At 39.2% G+C, this 18,821-nt stretch carries 14 protein-coding genes; 6 read left to right on the top strand and 8 right to left on the bottom strand.

The features are described from left to right. Window positions 1–49 precede the first annotated feature (49 nt). Window positions 50–1,747 carry a serine/threonine-protein kinase gene (locus CUN59_RS03890; RefSeq protein ID WP_104386602.1) on the bottom strand — a complete coding sequence of 566 codons (1,698 nt, stop codon included), beginning with the start codon at window positions 1,745–1,747 and terminating at the stop codon, window positions 50–52. Window positions 1,748–2,684: 937 nt separating this feature from the next. On the opposite strand from CUN59_RS03890, the gene CUN59_RS03885 reads away from it, so the two are divergent. Then, window positions 2,685–3,701 (top strand): ribose-phosphate pyrophosphokinase, encoded by a 1,017-nt coding sequence (locus CUN59_RS03885; protein ID WP_104386601.1) that lies wholly within the window; start codon window positions 2,685–2,687, stop codon window positions 3,699–3,701. A gap of 290 nt (window positions 3,702–3,991) precedes the next feature. Continuing rightward, window positions 3,992–4,591 (top strand): hypothetical protein, encoded by a 600-nt coding sequence (locus CUN59_RS03880; protein ID WP_104386600.1) that lies wholly within the window; start codon window positions 3,992–3,994, stop codon window positions 4,589–4,591. Between the two features lie 151 nt (window positions 4,592–4,742). On the opposite strand, the gene CUN59_RS03875 is transcribed toward CUN59_RS03880, so the two are convergent. After that, window positions 4,743–7,427 carry a DEAD/DEAH box helicase gene (locus tag CUN59_RS03875; RefSeq protein ID WP_104386599.1) on the bottom strand — a complete coding sequence of 895 codons (2,685 nt, stop codon included), beginning with the start codon at window positions 7,425–7,427 and terminating at the stop codon, window positions 4,743–4,745. Between the two features lie 277 nt (window positions 7,428–7,704). Between CUN59_RS03875 and CUN59_RS03870 the strand changes: the two genes are divergently transcribed. Continuing rightward, on the top strand, window positions 7,705–9,117 hold the full coding sequence (locus tag CUN59_RS03870; RefSeq protein WP_104386598.1) for a glycosyltransferase family 2 protein: 1,413 nt from the start codon (window positions 7,705–7,707) through the stop codon (window positions 9,115–9,117). Between the two features lie 252 nt (window positions 9,118–9,369). Here CUN59_RS03870 and CUN59_RS03865 read toward each other — a convergent pair whose 3' ends face one another. From CUN59_RS03865 to CUN59_RS03850, 4 genes are all read right to left on the bottom strand, one after another. Beyond that, complete coding sequence (locus CUN59_RS03865) at window positions 9,370–9,972, bottom strand: hypothetical protein (protein ID WP_104386597.1); 603 nt, start codon at window positions 9,970–9,972, stop codon at window positions 9,370–9,372. A 43-nt stretch (window positions 9,973–10,015) separates the two neighbouring features. Continuing rightward, window positions 10,016–11,041 (bottom strand): glucokinase, encoded by a 1,026-nt coding sequence (locus CUN59_RS03860; RefSeq protein ID WP_104386596.1) that lies wholly within the window; start codon window positions 11,039–11,041, stop codon window positions 10,016–10,018. A 75-nt stretch (window positions 11,042–11,116) separates the two neighbouring features. Beyond that, window positions 11,117–11,764 carry a histidine phosphatase family protein gene (locus CUN59_RS03855; RefSeq protein ID WP_104386595.1) on the bottom strand — a complete coding sequence of 216 codons (648 nt, stop codon included), beginning with the start codon at window positions 11,762–11,764 and terminating at the stop codon, window positions 11,117–11,119. Window positions 11,765–11,798: 34 nt separating this feature from the next. Next, window positions 11,799–12,965 (bottom strand): pyridoxal phosphate-dependent aminotransferase, encoded by a 1,167-nt coding sequence (locus CUN59_RS03850; protein WP_104386594.1) that lies wholly within the window; start codon window positions 12,963–12,965, stop codon window positions 11,799–11,801. Window positions 12,966–13,431: 466 nt separating this feature from the next. Between CUN59_RS03850 and CUN59_RS03845 the strand changes: the two genes are divergently transcribed. Beyond that, on the top strand, window positions 13,432–13,893 hold the full coding sequence (locus CUN59_RS03845; protein WP_104386593.1) for a peroxiredoxin: 462 nt from the start codon (window positions 13,432–13,434) through the stop codon (window positions 13,891–13,893). A 93-nt stretch (window positions 13,894–13,986) separates the two neighbouring features. Here the strand turns inward: CUN59_RS03845 and hpf are convergent, their stop codons facing one another. Further along, window positions 13,987–14,625 (bottom strand): ribosome hibernation-promoting factor, HPF/YfiA family, encoded by a 639-nt coding sequence (gene hpf / locus CUN59_RS03840; RefSeq protein ID WP_104386592.1) that lies wholly within the window; start codon window positions 14,623–14,625, stop codon window positions 13,987–13,989. Between the two features lie 946 nt (window positions 14,626–15,571). On the opposite strand from hpf, the gene lipB reads away from it, so the two are divergent. Next, window positions 15,572–16,249 carry a lipoyl(octanoyl) transferase LipB gene (lipB, locus tag CUN59_RS03835; protein ID WP_104386591.1) on the top strand — a complete coding sequence of 226 codons (678 nt, stop codon included), beginning with the start codon at window positions 15,572–15,574 and terminating at the stop codon, window positions 16,247–16,249. A 335-nt stretch (window positions 16,250–16,584) separates the two neighbouring features. Next, a complete protein-coding gene (locus CUN59_RS03830) occupies window positions 16,585–17,679 on the top strand; it encodes a phosphotransacetylase family protein (protein WP_104386590.1) in 1,095 nt (364 codons plus the stop codon). A 292-nt stretch (window positions 17,680–17,971) separates the two neighbouring features. Here the strand turns inward: CUN59_RS03830 and CUN59_RS03825 are convergent, their stop codons facing one another. Next, window positions 17,972–18,805, bottom strand: coding sequence for a Ycf66 family protein (locus CUN59_RS03825; protein ID WP_104386589.1), 834 nt, complete (start codon window positions 18,803–18,805; stop codon window positions 17,972–17,974). Window positions 18,806–18,821: the final 16 nt, after the last annotated feature.

Raw genomic sequence — 18,821 nt, 5'->3', positions numbered from 1 at the left:
TTTTCTGCTAAGAATGACAACTTAAATAGGCTTCTGTTACTAGTTTAGCCTAATTATTCCCATTAAACTCCGGCGTTGGTGTTTCCGTGGGTGTAGGCTTTTCTGTGGGTGTAGGCTTTTCTGTAGGTGTAGGCTTTTCTGTAGGTGTAGGCTTTTCTGTAGGTGTAGGCTTTTCTGTAGGTGTAGGCTTTTCTGTGGGTGTAGGGGTTTCTGTGGGTGTAGGGGTTTCTGTGGGTGTAGGAGTTGCTGTTGGCTTAGGTTCTATTAAAGTTACATTTAAACTATAATTACTCTCTGATATGCCGCCCGCCAAACCTAATTGAATAGTATACCTACCACTATCAGATAATTTTTCCTCATAAGATGTAGATTCTTGATCATTAAGATTCATGATTGCACCATCAGGGTTGAGAATGCTCATCACAATGCCACTATCTGAATTAACAGATACAATTAAATCCTCCCCGCCTTTAGCCCGGAAACTATATTGCACTAAACTATTTTCTTTTAATATCCCATCTGCTATTGCTTTATTAGATGGATCTAATTCTAGGCGTTTACGACTAATAACAGGTTCGCCATTAGTAGGCGTAGGTGTAGCAGTAAGTGTCGGCGTAGATGTACTTCCACTGGGAATAACTGGGGAAGGAAAAGATTGTGGTGTTGTCGTTGCTTCTGGTTTACCCTGCAACTGATCTTTAAGTGTACTTACCAATGACCAAGAACCAAATCCAGCTAAAATCACGACAGCACCACCAATTAAACCCAAGGCCAAAGGATTATCTAAAATAGAACGACTTTGGGGAGAAGAACTTGAAGATTTAGGTTCAGCAGTGTTTGATGCAGGTTGAACACGATTACCAACAGCAAGGGTTTGTAAGTAAGATAAATTACGCTTTGATCCATTCCCAACCTTGATCTCTGATAAAGCTTGAGATACATCAGCCGCCGTTTGATAACGTTCTCCTGGTATATAACTTAACATTCGTTGCAAAACAGTCGCCAATTGGGGATTAACTTTAGCCCACTTTTGCCAATTCCAGGTTAACTGCTGTTCATCAAATAAATCTGCTGGTTCTTTCCCGGTTAACAATACTATCGCTGTCACCGCCAAAGCATACAAATCACTACTAGGATTAACTCTTCCCGTTTGCATTTGCTCACTAGGAGCATAACCTAATTTACCCACAGTGGTGACAGATGTAGGTGCGGCTGATTGCAATTTTGTCGCCAATTCCTTCACTACCCCAAAATCAATTAACACAGGTAGAGAATCATCTTCCCGTAAAATGATATTGTCTGGCGATATATCCCGATGAATAATTCCTAATCCGTGAATATAACTAAGGACAGGTAATAAATTTTTGCATAAATGCAAAACTTCCGCTTCATTAAAAACTGTACCGACGTTTTGCCTATCCTTGAGCAAATGGCGGTAATTCTTTCCAGATACAAAATCTTGCACCAAAAATAATTTTTCGTTTTGGGCAAATTTTTCTCGAAATTTAGGGATTTGCAGGTGTTGCATTTGATACAGAATAGCAGCTTCACGTTCAAATAACTCCTGTGCTTTCTCACCAAAGGATGTTCCCGTCATCGGGGCAACTAATTCCTTAATTACACAAAGCTCATTAAAGCGTCTTTGGTCTTCGGCTAGATAGGTTCTACCAAATCCCCCTTGGCCAATAATGTGAATGATATGGTAACGACTTTGTAGGATAGTACCAACTGTAATTGGTGATTGCATGATCTATAGATTGAATATAATAGCAACTGAGGTAGAACTTAGCAAAAGCATGATCTATTCACAAGATGACTCTAATTGTCTTAATTGCGGCTTCCGTAATCTTCCTGTGTTTTTCAGGCTCATAGGAAGTGTATACTAGAATCCCATCTTGCATTATTATTCTCAACTTCTGCCTTGACTCAGGATGTGTTCAAGATAGCATATAGTTTAAATGCTAAAAATATCACCAAATATAGCTCAGGATTCAGGCATAGAATACTTGATATTCCAGGGAGCAGAGGGTGGGGAACAGGGAATATAGAGCTATATCTCATGGCGGCATAATCAAGCTAGAAATATTATTTTAGGACTTACGCACTGTACAAATTAATCATCATCTGTATGAACGATATTTGGTCTTTTCAGGTTTTGCGGATGAAGTCTAGATAAATAGCGACAGGGAAGCGCTGCTGCAAGCAGTTCCTTCAAAAATCATCGAAAAATCGGGTTTAAATCCCTGAAAGTCATAGCCCTATTTGGTATTTCCTGTCAATGCGTAAGTCCTAGTATTATAAAACAATTCATTCGGTAATATTATGCTAGGTGCGCCACTAGAACATCACGTGGGCGGGAGAGGATGTTTACCATGAGTAATTTGCTCTAGGTCAAAAAAACAAGGTAGAATTAGTAACCTACGAATCTACCTACTCAATTAATTGATCTCCAGATTTTGGCAGCTTACCCCAATCTAGTAAAGTTGTAATTCTGAAACTGTTTCACAGTTGTCTAGATGTCAGTTAAATTGCTAGTAGTTTCTTCCAATACAAAGACTAAAAAATTAGGAAATGTTAATTTTATGGAGAAATATTTCAAGTTTGTATGAAAACTTCAACAAAACTCACAGATGTTTTGTTGACTCCATTTCAACTAAATTTGCTCAATTTCTGATTATATATCTATGAATGCACTTCGAGGATCTGCTGTGCTGAGTTCTGCAACTTTACCACTTCAATCAGTAACAACGGGAATATCAGATAATAATCGTCTCCGGTTGTTTTCTGGTTCTGCCAATCCAATATTGTCTCAAGAAGTCTCCCGTTATCTGGGCATGGACTTAGGCCCCATGATTCGCAAAAGATTTGCGGATGGAGAACTATATGTTCAAATTCAAGAATCTATTCGCGGTTGTGATGTCTATTTAATTCAGCCTTGCTGCCAACCTGTCAACGATCATTTAATGGAATTACTAATTATGATTGATGCCTGTCGTCGGGCTTCAGCACGACAGATCACGGCAGTAGTTCCTTATTATGGGTATGCTCGTGCTGATAGAAAAACCGCAGGTAGGGAGTCCATTACAGCAAAGCTAGTTGCTAACTTAATCACCCAAGCAGGTGCTAACCGAGTTCTGGCCATGGATTTACATGCAGCCCAAATTCAGGGCTATTTTGATATCCCCTTTGATCATGTATATGGTTCACCAGTGATCCTGGATTATTTAATTAGTAAGGAATTACAGGATATTGTTGTTGTTTCTCCTGATGTGGGTGGGGTGGCAAGAGCAAGAGCATTTGCGAAAAAGCTCAATGATGCTCCTTTGGCCATTATTGATAAACGCCGTCAAGCCCATAACGTCGCCGAAGTGTTAAATGTGATTGGTGATGTCAGGGGCAAAACTGCTGTATTAGTAGATGACATGATTGATACTGGTGGTACAATCGCAGAAGGTGCTAAGTTACTGCGTCAAGAAGGTGCAAGTCAGGTATATGCCTGTGCTACTCATGCTGTATTTTCTCCACCAGCAATTGAGAGATTATCCAGTGGGGTATTTGAGGAAGTGATAGTTACTAATACTATTCCTATTCCAGAAAGTAATCAGTTTCCGCAATTAGTAACTCTTTCTGTTGCTAATTTATTGGGAGAAGCAATTTGGCGGATTCATGAAGATAGTTCACTGAGTAGTTTATTTCGTTAATTAACAAATTCAGCTAGAACAGCAAATAAATTATCTGGTTTTGTAGGGTAGGCATTTAGTCTACCTTTTATTTTGATACTCCCCTGGCTAAAGCCGAGGAGATTCTACATTCATCGTCAAAACTTGCTCAACCAGGTTTGCACCCTTACGGGTTCGCCAGTTACTCATGGGGGAAACCCCCAAGACCGCGCTGGCTCACCAAGTAGAGTAGAGCCTTCAACTCTTGTAGCACTATAATTAAAGAGATTTTAAATTTTAGATAACCTGTTGAAAATAATTAGGTAAGAGCAATGGCTTATAGTGATTTTAGCTTAACTAAGTTTAAGAAAAATTTTAACATTACAATTGATGAAGAAGCTGATTTATTTGCGACTGTAGAACCTATAGAAATCAGTGAAAAGTTAACTAACACTTTAGAAGAAACTACGGAACTCGCGTTAGCAATAAATACGGAAAAAGCACGTTCAGAAATGATTATTACGCCAATTTTATTAGAAGTTAGACGTAAAGCTAATTATAAAATTAGTTTATTTTCTGGTACGGATTTTAATGTTGATGTTGAGAGAGGTTTAAATGGTTATTGTGATTTTGTTGTCAGTCGTTCTAGGGAACAGTTAACAATTAATGCTCCTGTACTAATTATTGTGGAAGCTAAAAATGAAAATATTAAAAGTGGTTTGGGTCAATGTGCAGCAGCAATGTTAGCAGCACAATTATTTAATGAACAGGAAGGTAATGAAATTAAAACTATTTATGGGGCTGTGACAACAGGAGATATATGGAAGTTCTTGAAGTTGGAAGGGACTGATATATTTATTGATTTGAATAATTATTATATTAAGGAGTTAAACAAGATTTTAGGTATTTTGTGTCAAGGAGTTTTGGGTTAAATTGAACTTAATCAGTATTATCTGTTGATATTGGTTCTCCTGAAAGAATACCTAATAATGGATCTTCTATCGTTTCTCTATCTGTTAATTCTCTTTCCTCATCCTAGGGGCGGGGTTTCCCCGCCCAAAAGTAAGGCAGAAATTGAGATATTTAATCCATGGCCTCATTGACAGGGAATCTATCAATTAATTGCATCGCTCGTTGAGCATTACGCCGCAGGACATCAGGTAAATTAGGAACATGAGGAATCTGGGATAATAAATCCAAGGTACGGCGTAAAATCCGCACCACATCCCCTTCATCCAAAGTGGTTTTTGCGCATAATACTGTCCACTCTGCTCCCAGCGCCCACTGTTCTACCAAGGAAATCAAATTGATAAAACGATGTTCTAAACCTACAGGTAAGGCCACACCATGACGATACTGCACCTTTAACACAGCGCGGCGAATAGGTTGCAATTTTAACCAAGCTGTATCTGCTTCTAGGGACAGGTTAAAGTCAATTTTAGTATCTGGACGGGGTGCTTCTGTCACCAAAGCGGCTACAACTGCTGCTAGATGATGGGGTCCAATAGCATCTAATTCTCCACTAGCTAGGACTAAGCCTAACCATAACTCATTTTCACCGCGAATGGCGGCGGCAATTTGTCCTAATGGTGTAGGAATTAAGTTGTCTAAACATTCAAAGGACTGTAAAATTTCAATTAAACAGAGAAATTCCTCCCAATATCTTTGGGACTGGAGGTCTATCTGTTCTTGTAGGTGTTCAATTTCCGCTTCTAATTCTACACAACGCGCCCTATTTTTAAAGATTTTGGCAATGTCTCCTGATTTGTAAATGGGATGGTTTTCTAATTGTTCTTGAACGGCGGTGAGGCGACTCAGTTGTTCTTGAACTTCAGGAGATAGATGGATTAATTCATGGGGATGGGGGATATTTTGCACCACAGCAAGACTATGTTGATCACCACGAATTGATTGTCCTCGTTTCCAACCCAATTCAGCAGGAGGAAGGAGATCTGCAGGAACTTCTACCCGTGGTAATTCTGCATATAAATCTAATATATCCGTTGGTGTGACTACATACCAACGATTATTTTCTCCTAAGCATACAAAGTAGGAGATCTCATGACTGCTGACAGCTTTATCAATTAATACGGCGGTGATGGGTAAGGGGGAAATTGCGTTTTTATCATGGAGACTGAGCATAGTTCCAGATATGGCAAAATCTAACATCATTGCCACTTGTTCTTGGCGATCCTGCTGGGCTTGTTCTTGTAAGGTTTTAAAAATCTGCCGTTCTACTTTCAAGCGCTGGCGTAATTTTTCATATACTATCAGTTCATTTTCATCAATCGCCGCCAATTGTGCCTGAATTTGCGCCAATTCCCCTTGAAATTGTGCCATTTCTTCATAGTCTGGTTGCAGGTGTAAGTTGGACATATATTGTCCAAAACTGCGTTCTATGAGTTCTCTGGCTTGTTCAATATTATGGGTTTGCAGCAGGTTTAAAACCATGCCATAGCTAGGGGTAAATTGACTAACTAGGGGATCTGGTTTGGATGTGGCTAAATATGAGGCTTCTTTCGCTCCTTCAAAGGGGGTTTGTAATGTAACTACATAACCTTGTTTATCCATGCCTCGACGACCGGCGCGGCCTGCCATTTGCAGAAATTCCGAAGCATTAAGCAGTCGGTGGCCGTTGTCAGTGCGTTTGGAAAGGGTAGAAATTACTGTGGTGCGGGCGGGCATATTTATTCCTGCCGCTAGGGTTTCGGTAGCAAAGACGACTTTAATTAATCCTTGTTGAAACAGTTCTTCTACTAGTCCTTTCCATGCGGGTAAAATGCCAGCATGATGAGCAGCTATACCTCGGTATAGTGGGGCTATTTGTCCAGTCCTACCTGCTTCCGGATTACGGTTTAAAAATTCATCAATCTGTTGCCGCAGGATTTGGGATTCATCATTATTGACTAACCATAAGTCACCAACTTCTTCTACAGCTTTATCACAACCGCGCCGACTGAAGATAAAGTAAATTGCTGGGAGCATATCCCGTTGCTGAAGTTGGCTGAGTGTATAAATAATACCGGGAGCTTCCGGTCTGCCAGTTTTGCCTTTTTCCCAATATCCTTTTTTACTCTTTTGTTTGACTAGACGAGGGTTAATTTTGGTGTTGGTTTCATTTAATAGGGGAAATAACCCTTTGGGATTACAAAAATTAAATGCTAAGGGAACGGGGCGAAAATCTGAGTAAATCAGGTCTGTGGGACCATGAACGTAGTTTAGCCAGTTGGTGAGTTGGTCACTATTGGCGACTGTGGCGGAGAGGGCTACAAGCTGGATGCTGCGGGGACAGTAGATGATTGATTCTTCCCACACTGTACCCCGTTGGCGATCGTTCATGTAGTGGCATTCATCGAGAACGACGGCTTCTACGTCTGTAAGGGAAATGCCGATTTGTCCTATGGGTGTACCATAGAGCATATTGCGGAAAATTTCTGTGGTCATGACCAAAATTGGCGCATCCCTATGAATGGAAGCGTCTCCAGTGAGCAGTCCAACTTGATCAAAGCCAAATTTTTGGCGAAAGTCTCGCAGTTTTTGGTTAGATAAGGCTTTTAAGGGAGTGGTGTAAAATACCCGTTTTCTACGGGATAAGGCGCGATATATAGCATATTCGCCGATGAGGGTCTTTCCTGAACCTGTGGGCGCACAAACAACTACCGAACGGTTAGCATTCAGAGAGGCGATCGCTTCTGTTTGGAATTGATCTAGTTCAAAGGGGAAAATTGACCCCAGGTCAATAGCATTAGCAGAGTCAGAGTAGTTCACTCAATCATAATTTACAAGCAGACTATTCACTATGATAACTCGATTAGTGGTTTACTAGGTTGAGAATTGACGGTTGAAGCCTAACTTTGCTCCTACTGCAAGTCTAATTTTTCCTGCCCATGTTCTCTAACTCCTAATTCTGCATCGGGTAAATTCCTCTTTTTCTATTCCCTTTAGAACTCTTTGGAACTATATTAATGAGGTAGCTAGTAATATATTACAGTATTATTTTGTAAATAAAGCTACATGGTATAGCTGTTTTTGAATTATGTAACCTATGCCAGCGAATTCCTGGCCTGAAAACAATACTTACGACGAAAATTCTGATCCCCTGGACTCTATCTTAACTGACCCATCAGTAGATGAGCTATCAGAAGTAAATACAGATTCCGTGCTTGTACAACCATCCCGATTTCAACGACGTAGAGGTAAAGCGGCTTTAGTTTTAACTATAGTTTGGACTGGGACTATCGCCCTACATTTAGTTTCTTGGGCTTCAATATTTATCCTAGCACTGACCACAATGCTAGGCATTCACGCCTTGAGAATTATTTTTACGAAACGCCCCCACCATAAACCGGAAACAGGAGGAGATTTGCCTTTTGTTTCTATATTAGTGGCTGCTAAAAATGAAGAAGCGGTGATTGGCAGATTGGTCAAGAACCTGTGTAGCTTGGAATACCCTAATGGGCAATATGAAGTCTGGATTATTGATGATAACAGTACAGACAGTACACCACAATTACTAGCAGAATTAAAACAGGAATATCAACAACTAAATATATTTAGCCGTTCTTCTGGAGCTAGTGGTGGTAAGTCAGGGGCATTAAATCAAGTTCTACCTCGAACTAAAGGAGATATTATTGCGGTATTTGATGCCGATGCCCAAGTTACATCAGATTTGTTATTACAGGTAGTTCCTTTGTTTGAAAAGCAACAGGTAGGGGCGGTACAAATGCGAAAAGCGATCGCCAATGCCAAAGAAAATTTTTGGACTAAGGGACAAATGGCGGAAATGGTTTTAGATATGTGGTTTCAACAACAGAGGACAACCATTGGTGGTATTGGCGAACTCCGGGGAAATGGTCAATTTGTCCGTCGTCAAGCTTTAACCAGTTGCGGTGGCTGGAATGAGGAAACCATTACCGATGATTTAGATTTAACTATTCGTTTACATCTAGATCGATGGGATATTGAATGTGTATTTTTCCCCCCAGTAGAAGAAGAAGGTGTCACCAATGCGATCGCCCTTTGGCATCAACGCAACCGTTGGGCGGAAGGTGGCTATCAACGTTATTTGGACTATTGGGATCTCATTCTCAAAAACCGCATGGGGTCAAAGAAAACCTGGGACTTGCTGATCTTTATGTTTACGATGTATATCTTGCCCACAGCCGCAATACCAGATATCTTAATGGCGATCGCTCGTCATCGTCCTCCCGTCTTCACTCCTGTCACCAGCTTATCCATTGGAATGTCCCTAGTAGGAATGTTTGCTGGTTTGCAGTATATTCGCTCAGAGCAACAATTTAAACCATCTACATATTTAATGTTACTTTTACAAACCCTACGCGGCAATTTATATATGTTGCATTGGTTAGTAGTTATAAGTAGCACCACCGCAAGAATGTCTTTCCGACCAAAACGTCTCAAATGGGTAAAAACTGTCCATACTGGCGCACATCAATAAGACATCAACGACATCAACCCAGGAAAATGAAGGATCTGTTTTTTATCCTTCATTTTTTCTTTTTTTTTTAACCTATTTAATACATGGCGGCCTGGTGAGTGAGGCATTCCTTTTATTGATAGGATAATATTTTTTATATGAGGTAGAGCCACGGTATATCTTCAATTTACCGTCCTACTATTTTTTTGTATTTTAGACAGGTCTATTGTGTAGTAGTGAATTATGTTCGCCTAGTTTTTTTTACAAAATTAGCTAAGGTTTGACCACTAATTGAAAAGAATTTAAAAAGCCTGTGACTGTTTTATTTAAACTATCATGCTGTTTTTTAGAAACAATAGCCATGACTTTATATAATCTATCATGAGCGACAAACATCCTCGTTTTTGTAACTTTGCCGATGGTGTTGACATATTCAATTTCTCTACCAGGATGAAAGTTAGAACTGCGAATATTACGCTGATTTAGTAATCTACTTTGGGTAGTTGTTAATTCCATATATTGGGCTTCATCCATGATTTTTTGAGGACTATTCATTTGCACATAGCTATCAGGAAATTCATTGTATGTGACTATATATGCTGCCTCTTGCTGTGGGGGTTGGGCTAAAAATATTTCTAATTTTATTTTCCCCATGTAGGTTTTTTGAATTTGGGTTTTCTGTTTGTGTTTTCCTGGCATTAGGACTGTAAAACGTCCATCTGGGGACGTAAATGTTCTCCATTTTGGTTGAACTATTTGGGGAACAATGGGCTTTTTCTCTGAGGTTTTCGGTTCGGATAAATGTACAGCCAATGCAGCATTACCGCTAGAGAAAAGAGTAACGGCGATCAAAGATAGTACAATTTTGCTATTCATAAGTTATAAAATTGGCAGATGCTGTTTTTAGTGTCGTTGCTAGTTATAACCTAGATGCACACAAACCCGCACCAATTAATCCCACTTGTTGGTTAAGAATTATGTGAACGGGGATTTCTTTGAGTAAAGAACCCATTCTGCCTTTTTGGATAAAATTTAACATAAAACTACCATTTTGGATTAAAGGTAGGATTTTAGGGGCGATACCACCAGCAATGTATAATCCTCCATAAGGTAATAGTTTGAGGGCAAGATTGCCCGCTTCTGCACCGTAGGCGGCAACAAATAATTCTATGGTTTTTTCAGAAAGGCGATCGCTTTTTTGCAATGCCGCACTACCAATAAATGCACCAGGATCAACTGTTTTTTCGGTTTTCTGTGCTTCTTGTTCCCAAGTTCTCACCGCTTGGCCAATTTCTGGAGATTCGGTAGCTATTTGTTGATCTCGCAAAAATTGGTAAATAGAGATAATTCCTAACCCGGAAACTACTCTTTCTACAGAAACTCTGTCAATATTATGTTTATCTAAAAGATATTTTAATAATTGAAATTCTAACTCATTGCGGGGCGCAAAATCTGCGTGTCCACCCTCGGAAGGAAAGACTTGATATTGATTTCCATGTTTAATTAAAAATCCCTGGCCTAAACCTGTTCCTGCACCAATTACAGCCATAGGTGCTGCTGGTTGATATTTACCAACTTGTAAAGTGAATAAATCCTGTTTTGTTAAGCCAAAAATACCATAACCAACCGCCGCAAAATCGTTAATTAAAGAAATCGAAACAATACCCAGTTCTTGAATTAACCGATCTGTATCGAGAAACCATGATAAGTTAGTTAGTTTGGCAGTATTTCCCCTGACTGGACCGGCGATCGCAAAACAAGCTTTTTCAGGTGTGGTAAAATTAGCTGTGTGCAAAAACTTTTGTACGATTGGCACTAAATCGGGAAAATCTCCACTGGGAAAACTCTCCTCATACAGAGTTTTTAAGCCTACTGTTTCTGAGAATTCCACCAAACGCAAAATAGTTTTTGTGCCACCGATATCTCCTGCTAGTAGTAAGGTCATAAAATTTATCAGTTAATACGTTACTTTTGCTAAGTTATTTTGAGTTGGGATTTGCAAAAAATCCCGATTCTAGATTTACACAAATCGCACTACTTCCTCAATTTTTGTTAAATGGGAAGTATCTCCTGTTAGTTCTAGCAACCATTCCGAATCTTGACGGACAACTTTTACCAAAGAACATAAAGAAGCTTTAACTTCTGTTTTGGCAATATCCCCCACTAATCCCATTGCTGCACCCAAAACAGAAGCCCCATGTGCCACCAATAGGATATCATGGGGGGAAAATTCCGTAGATAGACACCTGGCAGTTTGTGCTGAACGTTCCCGCACTTTTTCATGGGTTTCAGGATATTGTGCAGCTATGCGTGATGTGTAGCTAGTATCAATTCTGGGGAATAATTCTACTAAGGCGGAAATTGGTAGTTTTTCTGGTTCTTCAGTCATCCATTCGGGATTTAACCATTCACTCAAGCCTATTTCTAGTTTAATCTCTAAATCCAAAACTTCAGCGATCGCATTCGCAGTTTGAATAGTTCGCAAAAACGGAGAAGTAAAAATATGACTGATTTTTTGCTCTTTGAGTCGTTTTGCTAACTGCTGCGCCTGAACCATACCATCATCTGATAAAGGTGGATCATACCGTCTTTCAGCGGTAAGAAACCAATCAGGATTTACAAAGTCGAGACGGTTAGCGTGTCTTGCTATCCAAACTATTTGACTCATGGATAAAATACGAGTGTTAATTTTTGTTATGCGGTTATAATACGATACTTTGCAGACCTTTGACTAATCTTTCTATACCTGCTTTGGCCGTATCTGCTTGTAATGCACCATAGGCAACCCGCAAATAACAACCATCTTCCATTCCAAAGGTTGTTCCCGGAATTACCGCTACTTTATATTCTTGAATCAGTTTTCTTACTAATTCCAAATCATTGATTTTCGTATGCACTTTTATGAAAAAGTAAAAAGCCCCATTTGCACTGGTAATAGTACATAAATCTTCTAAAGATGCTAGTGCATGAATTACTATTTCTCGAACTTGGGCAATTGTAGAAATATGATCTTTTAAATAATTATCTTTTACCTGTAACGCCCCCAATGCTGCATATTGAGAAACCACGGGTGGACAAATTAAAATAGTATCTTGAACCTTTTTTACAGCAGTTAACAAATGTTTAGGAATTACCATATAACCAATTCGCCAACTAGCAAAACCATAAGCTTTTGATAAACTAAAAAGAGAAATTGTATATTCATTACTTCCTGGAAATGCCCCAGGAGAAATATGCTTTACTTCATTATAAGTAAAATATTCATAAGCCTCATCACTAATATGATAAATTTCCCTATCTTGACAAATTTGATTAACTTGTTTTAACGCTGATTCTGAATAAACTACACCTGTGGGATTATTGGGAGAAATTGTCACAATAGCACGGGTTTTTGATGTAATTGCTTTAGCTATGGCTTCAGGAATTAATTGATAATCTGCATCTGTAGTTACTAACACAGGCTGACAACCTGCCATCTTAATCGCCATTTCATGATTAAAATAGTACGGCGTATTTAAAATAATTTCATCACCAGGAGAAGTAATTGCTAAGATAGCATTCATAAATCCCATATTACTACCTGCTGTCACGACAATAGCATTGTCTTCATTAATATCAATCCCATTAAATTTTGATAACTTTTGTGCCAATACTGTTAATAATTCAGGAATACCCACCACCGCTTGATAAAGATGATTTTTGGGTTCAGAAAGAAATTTTGGTAATAATTCAATAGCTGTTTCTGGAGGTTGATAATGAACTACACCTTGCCCCAGAGAAATTGTCCCTGGAGAGTTTTTAATTAATTCTCCCACAACGGGAATAATTGGCGACTGAATCACTTCCATTCGTGATAATTTATAAGTCATAACTCGTAAAAATGTATGTAGAATATCTTATTTAAGAATATCATCTCTTGTCTAATTTTTAACGTGTCCGGTGCTTCATGCGTAGAGATTTGATTCTTTACAAACTATTCTAAAAATATCCATATCCATCTGTACTAAGTAAGTGAACGTAAATAATTTACCTTGGGATAAGGTAGGGGATCAGGGTAAAGAGTGTGGAGGAAAAGAGTTTGGGTTCACCTGAGTTGAAAATAAGACCCCTAACCCCTTCCCCTTCGGATTCACCGCAACCGAGGAGGGGAATCAGAACTTTCTGGGTATTTTTTTTATTGGAAGTGTCTAAATAAGATTGTGGTGGAGGATTTAAGCCCAAATGGTTGAAAGAAAAAGGCTTTTTTCCTAATTAAAAATCAAATAGCAATTCTATATTCCTCTTCAATTCAGGATTCAAGGTAAACTTTTATTAAGTAATTTAGATTTTTTTAATATGGCTATCAAAGTTGGAGATACCGCACCTAATTTTAATTTACCGGACCAAAATGGTAAAAATGTTAGTCTTGGTGATTTTCGCGGTCAAAAATCTGTTGTCCTCTATTTTTATCCCAAGGATGATACACCAGGATGTACTCTAGAATCTTGCGCTTTTAGAGATGAATATGAAGTGTTTAAAGCTGCTGGTGCTGAGGTGATTGGTGTCAGTGGTGATTCTCGTGAGTCTCATCAAAGGTTCGCCAGCAAACACAATCTACCTTTTATTTTATTGAGTGATCAAGGTGACAAAGTACGAAAACAATATGGTGCAACTACTGGTTTTGGTTTTATCCCCGGCCGGGTGACTTATGTAGTTGACCAAAACGGCATTGTGCAATATGTATTTGATTCTATGCTGAACTTCAAGGGTCATGTTGAAGAAGCATTAAAAACACTGCAAACTCTGGCGGCAAAGTAATTAACTTGGTGTAAACAATTATTGTTGAGACAAAGCAGGGGGCAGGGGAAAGAATTTCCCGATTCCCTCTTGCCTCTTGCCTGTCACCTAAAGTTAGGCTTTATGGGCTTTTTCGGCTACAGCAGCATTAGCTGATTTACCGTTTTTGGTGTTGCCGTTACCGTTATTGCGGGGTTGAATGACTCCATAACCACCGTGATTGCGTTCATAAATGACGTTAATCTCTCCGGTTTCGGCGTTGTGAAACATATAAAAGTCATGGCCAACCAGTTGTAGTTGTTCCTGGGCTTCTGCTACTGTCATGGGTGGCATGGAGAAGTATTTGGTTCGCACAACTTCTTGGGGTAATTCTGGAGTGCGATCGCCAATTAAATCTGCTGCAACTGGTTCTGGTGCTACAACTTCATTAGTTGATATGGGTTGGGTTTTGTGATCCTGCCTTCTTTCTTTATATTTTCGTAATTGCCGAGCAATTTTATCTGCAACTAGATCAATGCTTGCATACAAGCTTTCGCTGCTTTCCTCTGCACGGATGACGCTACCATTAGCATAAATAGTTACTTCCGCCGCTTGTTTAGTATTTATTCGGGGATTGCGAGCCACGCTCAAATGGACATCCACTTCATTTGTGATGTTCTGAAAATGATTAACTGCTTTTTCAATCTTTTGATGCACATATTCACGGATGGCATCAGTGATTTCAATATTTTTACCGTGGATGACAAGTTTCATGTAAACTCTCCCGCTCAATATTATATATGATGTTTTTGGGTAGGAATAGAGATTGCGGTAAGGTCTATCACTGCCACTAACAAAAATGGGGACTGACTTCCTAAGACGCTACCTTGTAGCATTTTCGGGATTTTTTGCATTTTAAAGTTTGTGCTATTCATCGTCTTGATATTAGTTTTGATCCTTACCGATGACTTGCCAATTGTTTCCAAGCAATTGGTGATTTAAGCAAAACTACCGAACTAGGCAAGTTGCAATATGTTTGTTGTCAACGCCTACTTCTTTTAGAAATTTACAAAAGTAGAAGTGGTTGGTCTTCTTTTGTCCTAAGTCTTATTCCCCATTGTATAGAGAAGATGACCTTTTTGGGTAATCTGATTTTAATTGATGCAAAGAAATTTTTTCAAATGTGATGAGTAATTTTGTGCGCCAGCACAAACAACGAAAGGGACAGTTGAGCAATTAACAAATCTTTGATTTTCCATATTCGTAACCGTCCTTTTTGTGAATTGATTTACAGTATTTGCAAGAGATACCTTGAATCAGTCCAGATATTGTTGAGATATTGAAATTTTTTCAGTGTCTAAAACAAATACTTTGGGCATAATATTTTGCTCCAAAGAGCCTCCCACTCTTACCTCTAACGTAGTTCGGTTAAGAACTGAGTCTGATCAACTAGGCTTTTACAAGCCCTCACTTACCCGAAGGGTAGGTGATGGGTGGTTGACGCTGATTGCAGATAAGTCCTCCGAACACCATTGAGGTTATATATTTAAACTAGCACTTTATGGGTTATAAAGTATATTCCCTTGACGTTCCTTCAAGATCCTTTGCATAGCTTGACATTTGTTAGCTATATTTTTGGAACATCAGAGGTTTGGGATCGAAAATATTTATCTTTGATATTTCCAATCACCAACCACCAATTACCAATCACTAATTACTGATGATTTCTAGCACCCAATTTAATCAGTATCCTTGTTTACTATATAATCCTGGATTAATGGCATACCCAATTGCCCATGAATGGCAGCGATCGCTAGTGAGGGAACGTATTCATAACCCTAATTTAGATGATGTACTAATTTTGTTGGAACATCCACCTGTTTACACTTTGGGAACGGGAGCAGATCCAAAGTTTATCAAATTCGACCTTGACAAAAGTAACTTTAATGTACATCAGATTGAAAGAGGCGGGGAAGTTACATATCATTGTCCTGGTCAGTTAGTGGGTTATCCGATTTTAAACCTACGGCACTACCGTCAGGATTTACACTGGTATTTACGTCAACTTGAGGAAGTATTAATTCGTACTTTATCAAACTATGATTTGCGGGGAGAACGTCTGCCTGGGTTTACAGGTGTATGGATAGAAGGATATAAAGTTGCTGCTATAGGAATAAAAGTTAGCAAATGGATTACTATGCACGGATTTGCCTTAAATGTTTGTCCAGATATGACTGGATTTGAGGAAATTATTCCCTGTGGTATTGTTGATAAGCCTGTGAGTAGTTTAGCTGCCTGGATTCCTGATATTACTTGTGAGCAGGTATATTCCGTAGTTGCAGCATCTTTTATAGAGGTGTTTGGTGTGAAATTAGTGGAAGCAGAATATAAAATTTGATAGAGATGATGGTGATGAGATTGAAAAGGAAATAAATAGCAAATTGGTGCTGCTAGTACCTGAACCCTGTTGGGAAGATAATCCATTTGAGTTCTTGCGTGAGTTTTTGTAAACAATATTTTATGAATACGCTGTTGTGGAATAATAAGCGTATTTTTATATTTAAGGGCATAATTTCGTTTCTATTATCATGCCTTGAGCTAAATTAATCGATCCTTAATTTTGAATTTTTATTTGTTTAGGATTGCTATAGCTGTTTACCTGCCACCAGAAAGAACTAAAATTAGTAGACACCTAGCTGAGTTTTACAAACTTTTGAAATTAGGAGTGCATAAGTGCCAACACCTGCTAAATATTTGCTGGTTGGATCAGTTGAAGCTTACAGTGGCAAATCTGCAACAGTTTTAGGTTTGTCTCATCAGCTAAAACTTCATGGTTTGGATATTGGATATGGCAAACCTGTGGGTAGTTTTGTGAAGACATCTGCGGGAACTGTTGTAGAAGAAGATGTCCAGTTTATTACTCATAGTCTGAACCTTCCAGACAACCGTATTGCTCCCACTTTATTATCTTTGGATGAAGTAAGTGTTCAAAAACGCTTAGAGGGAGAAGATATAACTAACTATCAGCAGTTATTAGTACAGCAGTATTCACAAATACCTAGAGGTAATTTGGTACTGTTAGAAGGCCCAGCTAATTTATCAGAAGGAAATTTATTTGGACTATCCTTGCTGGAATTAGCAGAAAAATTAGATGCTCCCGTACTCCTAATTTGTCGTTATCAATCACTAACATCTGTAGAAGGATTGTTATCTGCTAAACAAAAATTAGGTTCAGGACTAATGGGTGTAGTAATTAATGAAGTGCCTGATGACAAATTAGAGTTAGTGACTAAACTCTTGCTGCCATATTTGGAAAACCATAATATTTCTGTACTAGGAATATTGCCGAAAAGCGATATACTTCGCAGTGTCAGTGTTGAGGAATTGGTGAAGCAGTTAAAAGCGGATGTGCTGTGTCGCCTGGATCGCTTAGATTTATTGGTGGAAAGTCTGGCTATTGGGGCGATGAATGTCAACTCTGCTGTGAAATACTTCCGTAAACGGCGAAATATGGCGGTGGTGACAGGAGGCGATCGCGTAGAAATTCAGCAAGCAGCCTTGGAAACCTCTACTCAATGTCTAATTTTAACCGGACAACTGCCCCCGCCAGCGTTTATTCTCAGTCGTGCCGAAGAGTTAGAAATTCCAATTTTGTCTGTGGATCTCGATACCCTCACCACGGTGGAAATTATTGAACGCACCTTTGGCCAGGTCCGTGTCCATGAACCAATTAAAATAGAGTGCATTCGCTCTCTTATGTCTAAACATTTCGATCTTGAGCGTTTGTTATCACAATTAGGATTTAATCCTGCTAAATCACGATTATAAATTGCCCAGATGTGCTTTCTATTGGGGAAATTAGTTGCGTAAATCCTCTTGGCAAACCCGAAAAAATCGTTAGTTAGTATTAACAATTGTCTTTGTGGGAAGGTAACAGGTAAGAGGCAATACTTCGACTTACTTCGATCCTTCGACTAGCTCAGTAACCAAAGGCAAGAGTCAAGAAGTGTTAGGCGATTTTACACATTTTGGTAATTTCACTTCCACCTACTTATAACCGCTTTTTCTCCCTAATCCCTACATCCTGTCCTCAACTTGATGGGATGTTTTTATCAGTAACTTAATTCTCAGCAGGTTTATCTAATGGTATTTGTGCTGATGGTGCTTCCCCTTCTGATTTTGCTTCCCCAGTTGGTAATAAGTCGGATGTAGGTGGATTTGGGGCTGTTTCTGGGGTAGCGCTGGCGGTTTCGATAGTTTGTTCGACGGCAACAAATACTTCCGTTTCTGTCACCTCAACAATAGTTTCAGTAATTTCCACTACATTTTCCATCTTGTCAGGTATGGCTGGTTCTGTGGTTTCCCGGGGTGATGATTCAGGAACGCTAACTTCTAAGACCGTTGGAGTTTCTTCTGGTTGATTAATCAGTTCTGAGGTAGGTGGTGTGTCTGTGGTTTCCACAATGGTGACTTTAGAAACAGTTGGAGTTGGTTCAGTTTTGTCCACTGGTTCCGGTGTGGGTGTTGTGGTAACTGGCTTTTTACTCACAGTTTGCTGTACCTTTGCTTTTGTACCGGTCAACAAACCACTAAAAAATCCTGATATTTGTCCTAGTTTCTCAGAAATAGAAAAATTGGATATTTGAGTTTGTAGACTAGCTTTGACTAATTCAGGACTAGGGACGGAGGTTTGTTGTATTTCTGGAGTCAACTGTCGCCGTAGTAAGAGAGTTTGGGCGATAAACCACACCAGCATGGACACACTAGCTATATGACCCAACAATAAACCGCCGGTAATTCGGGGTGCAAAAATCCAGAGGATCAAAGCGTAGAATAGCCCGACTCCACTCCAGATAAAATCTTGCTTGCGATGAATTTCTGGAAAAAAGAAAGCTGATAGATAAATGGATAGACTGCCAAAACTAACTACTAACGCTAAGAGATAAGCCAACATTTTTTCATCCTCCTTA

Source organism: Cuspidothrix issatschenkoi CHARLIE-1 (assembly GCF_002934005.1).
In the GTDB taxonomy this organism is placed as follows: Bacteria; Cyanobacteriota; Cyanobacteriia; order Cyanobacteriales; family Nostocaceae; genus Cuspidothrix; species Cuspidothrix issatschenkoi.
Note: the sequence above shows the minus strand (reverse complement) of the source record. Positions and strands in the feature narration are given on the sequence as shown.

Coding starts and splice junctions, on each gene's coding strand:
- CUN59_RS03850 (WP_104386594.1), bottom strand. CDS start 12,965: ATGACTTATAAATTATCACGAATGGAAGTGATTCAGTCGCCAATTATT.
- CUN59_RS03860 (WP_104386596.1), bottom strand. CDS start 11,041: ATGACCTTACTACTAGCAGGAGATATCGGTGGCACAAAAACTATTTTG.
- CUN59_RS03885 (WP_104386601.1), top strand. CDS start 2,685: ATGAATGCACTTCGAGGATCTGCTGTGCTGAGTTCTGCAACTTTACCA.
- CUN59_RS03865 (WP_104386597.1), bottom strand. CDS start 9,972: ATGAATAGCAAAATTGTACTATCTTTGATCGCCGTTACTCTTTTCTCT.
- CUN59_RS03845 (WP_104386593.1), top strand. CDS start 13,432: ATGGCTATCAAAGTTGGAGATACCGCACCTAATTTTAATTTACCGGAC.
- CUN59_RS03855 (WP_104386595.1), bottom strand. CDS start 11,764: ATGAGTCAAATAGTTTGGATAGCAAGACACGCTAACCGTCTCGACTTT.
- CUN59_RS03890 (WP_104386602.1), bottom strand. CDS start 1,747: ATGCAATCACCAATTACAGTTGGTACTATCCTACAAAGTCGTTACCAT.
- CUN59_RS03825 (WP_104386589.1), bottom strand. CDS start 18,805: ATGTTGGCTTATCTCTTAGCGTTAGTAGTTAGTTTTGGCAGTCTATCC.
- CUN59_RS03880 (WP_104386600.1), top strand. CDS start 3,992: ATGGCTTATAGTGATTTTAGCTTAACTAAGTTTAAGAAAAATTTTAAC.
- hpf (WP_104386592.1), bottom strand. CDS start 14,625: ATGAAACTTGTCATCCACGGTAAAAATATTGAAATCACTGATGCCATC.
- lipB (WP_104386591.1), top strand. CDS start 15,572: ATGATTTCTAGCACCCAATTTAATCAGTATCCTTGTTTACTATATAAT.
- CUN59_RS03870 (WP_104386598.1), top strand. CDS start 7,705: ATGCCAGCGAATTCCTGGCCTGAAAACAATACTTACGACGAAAATTCT.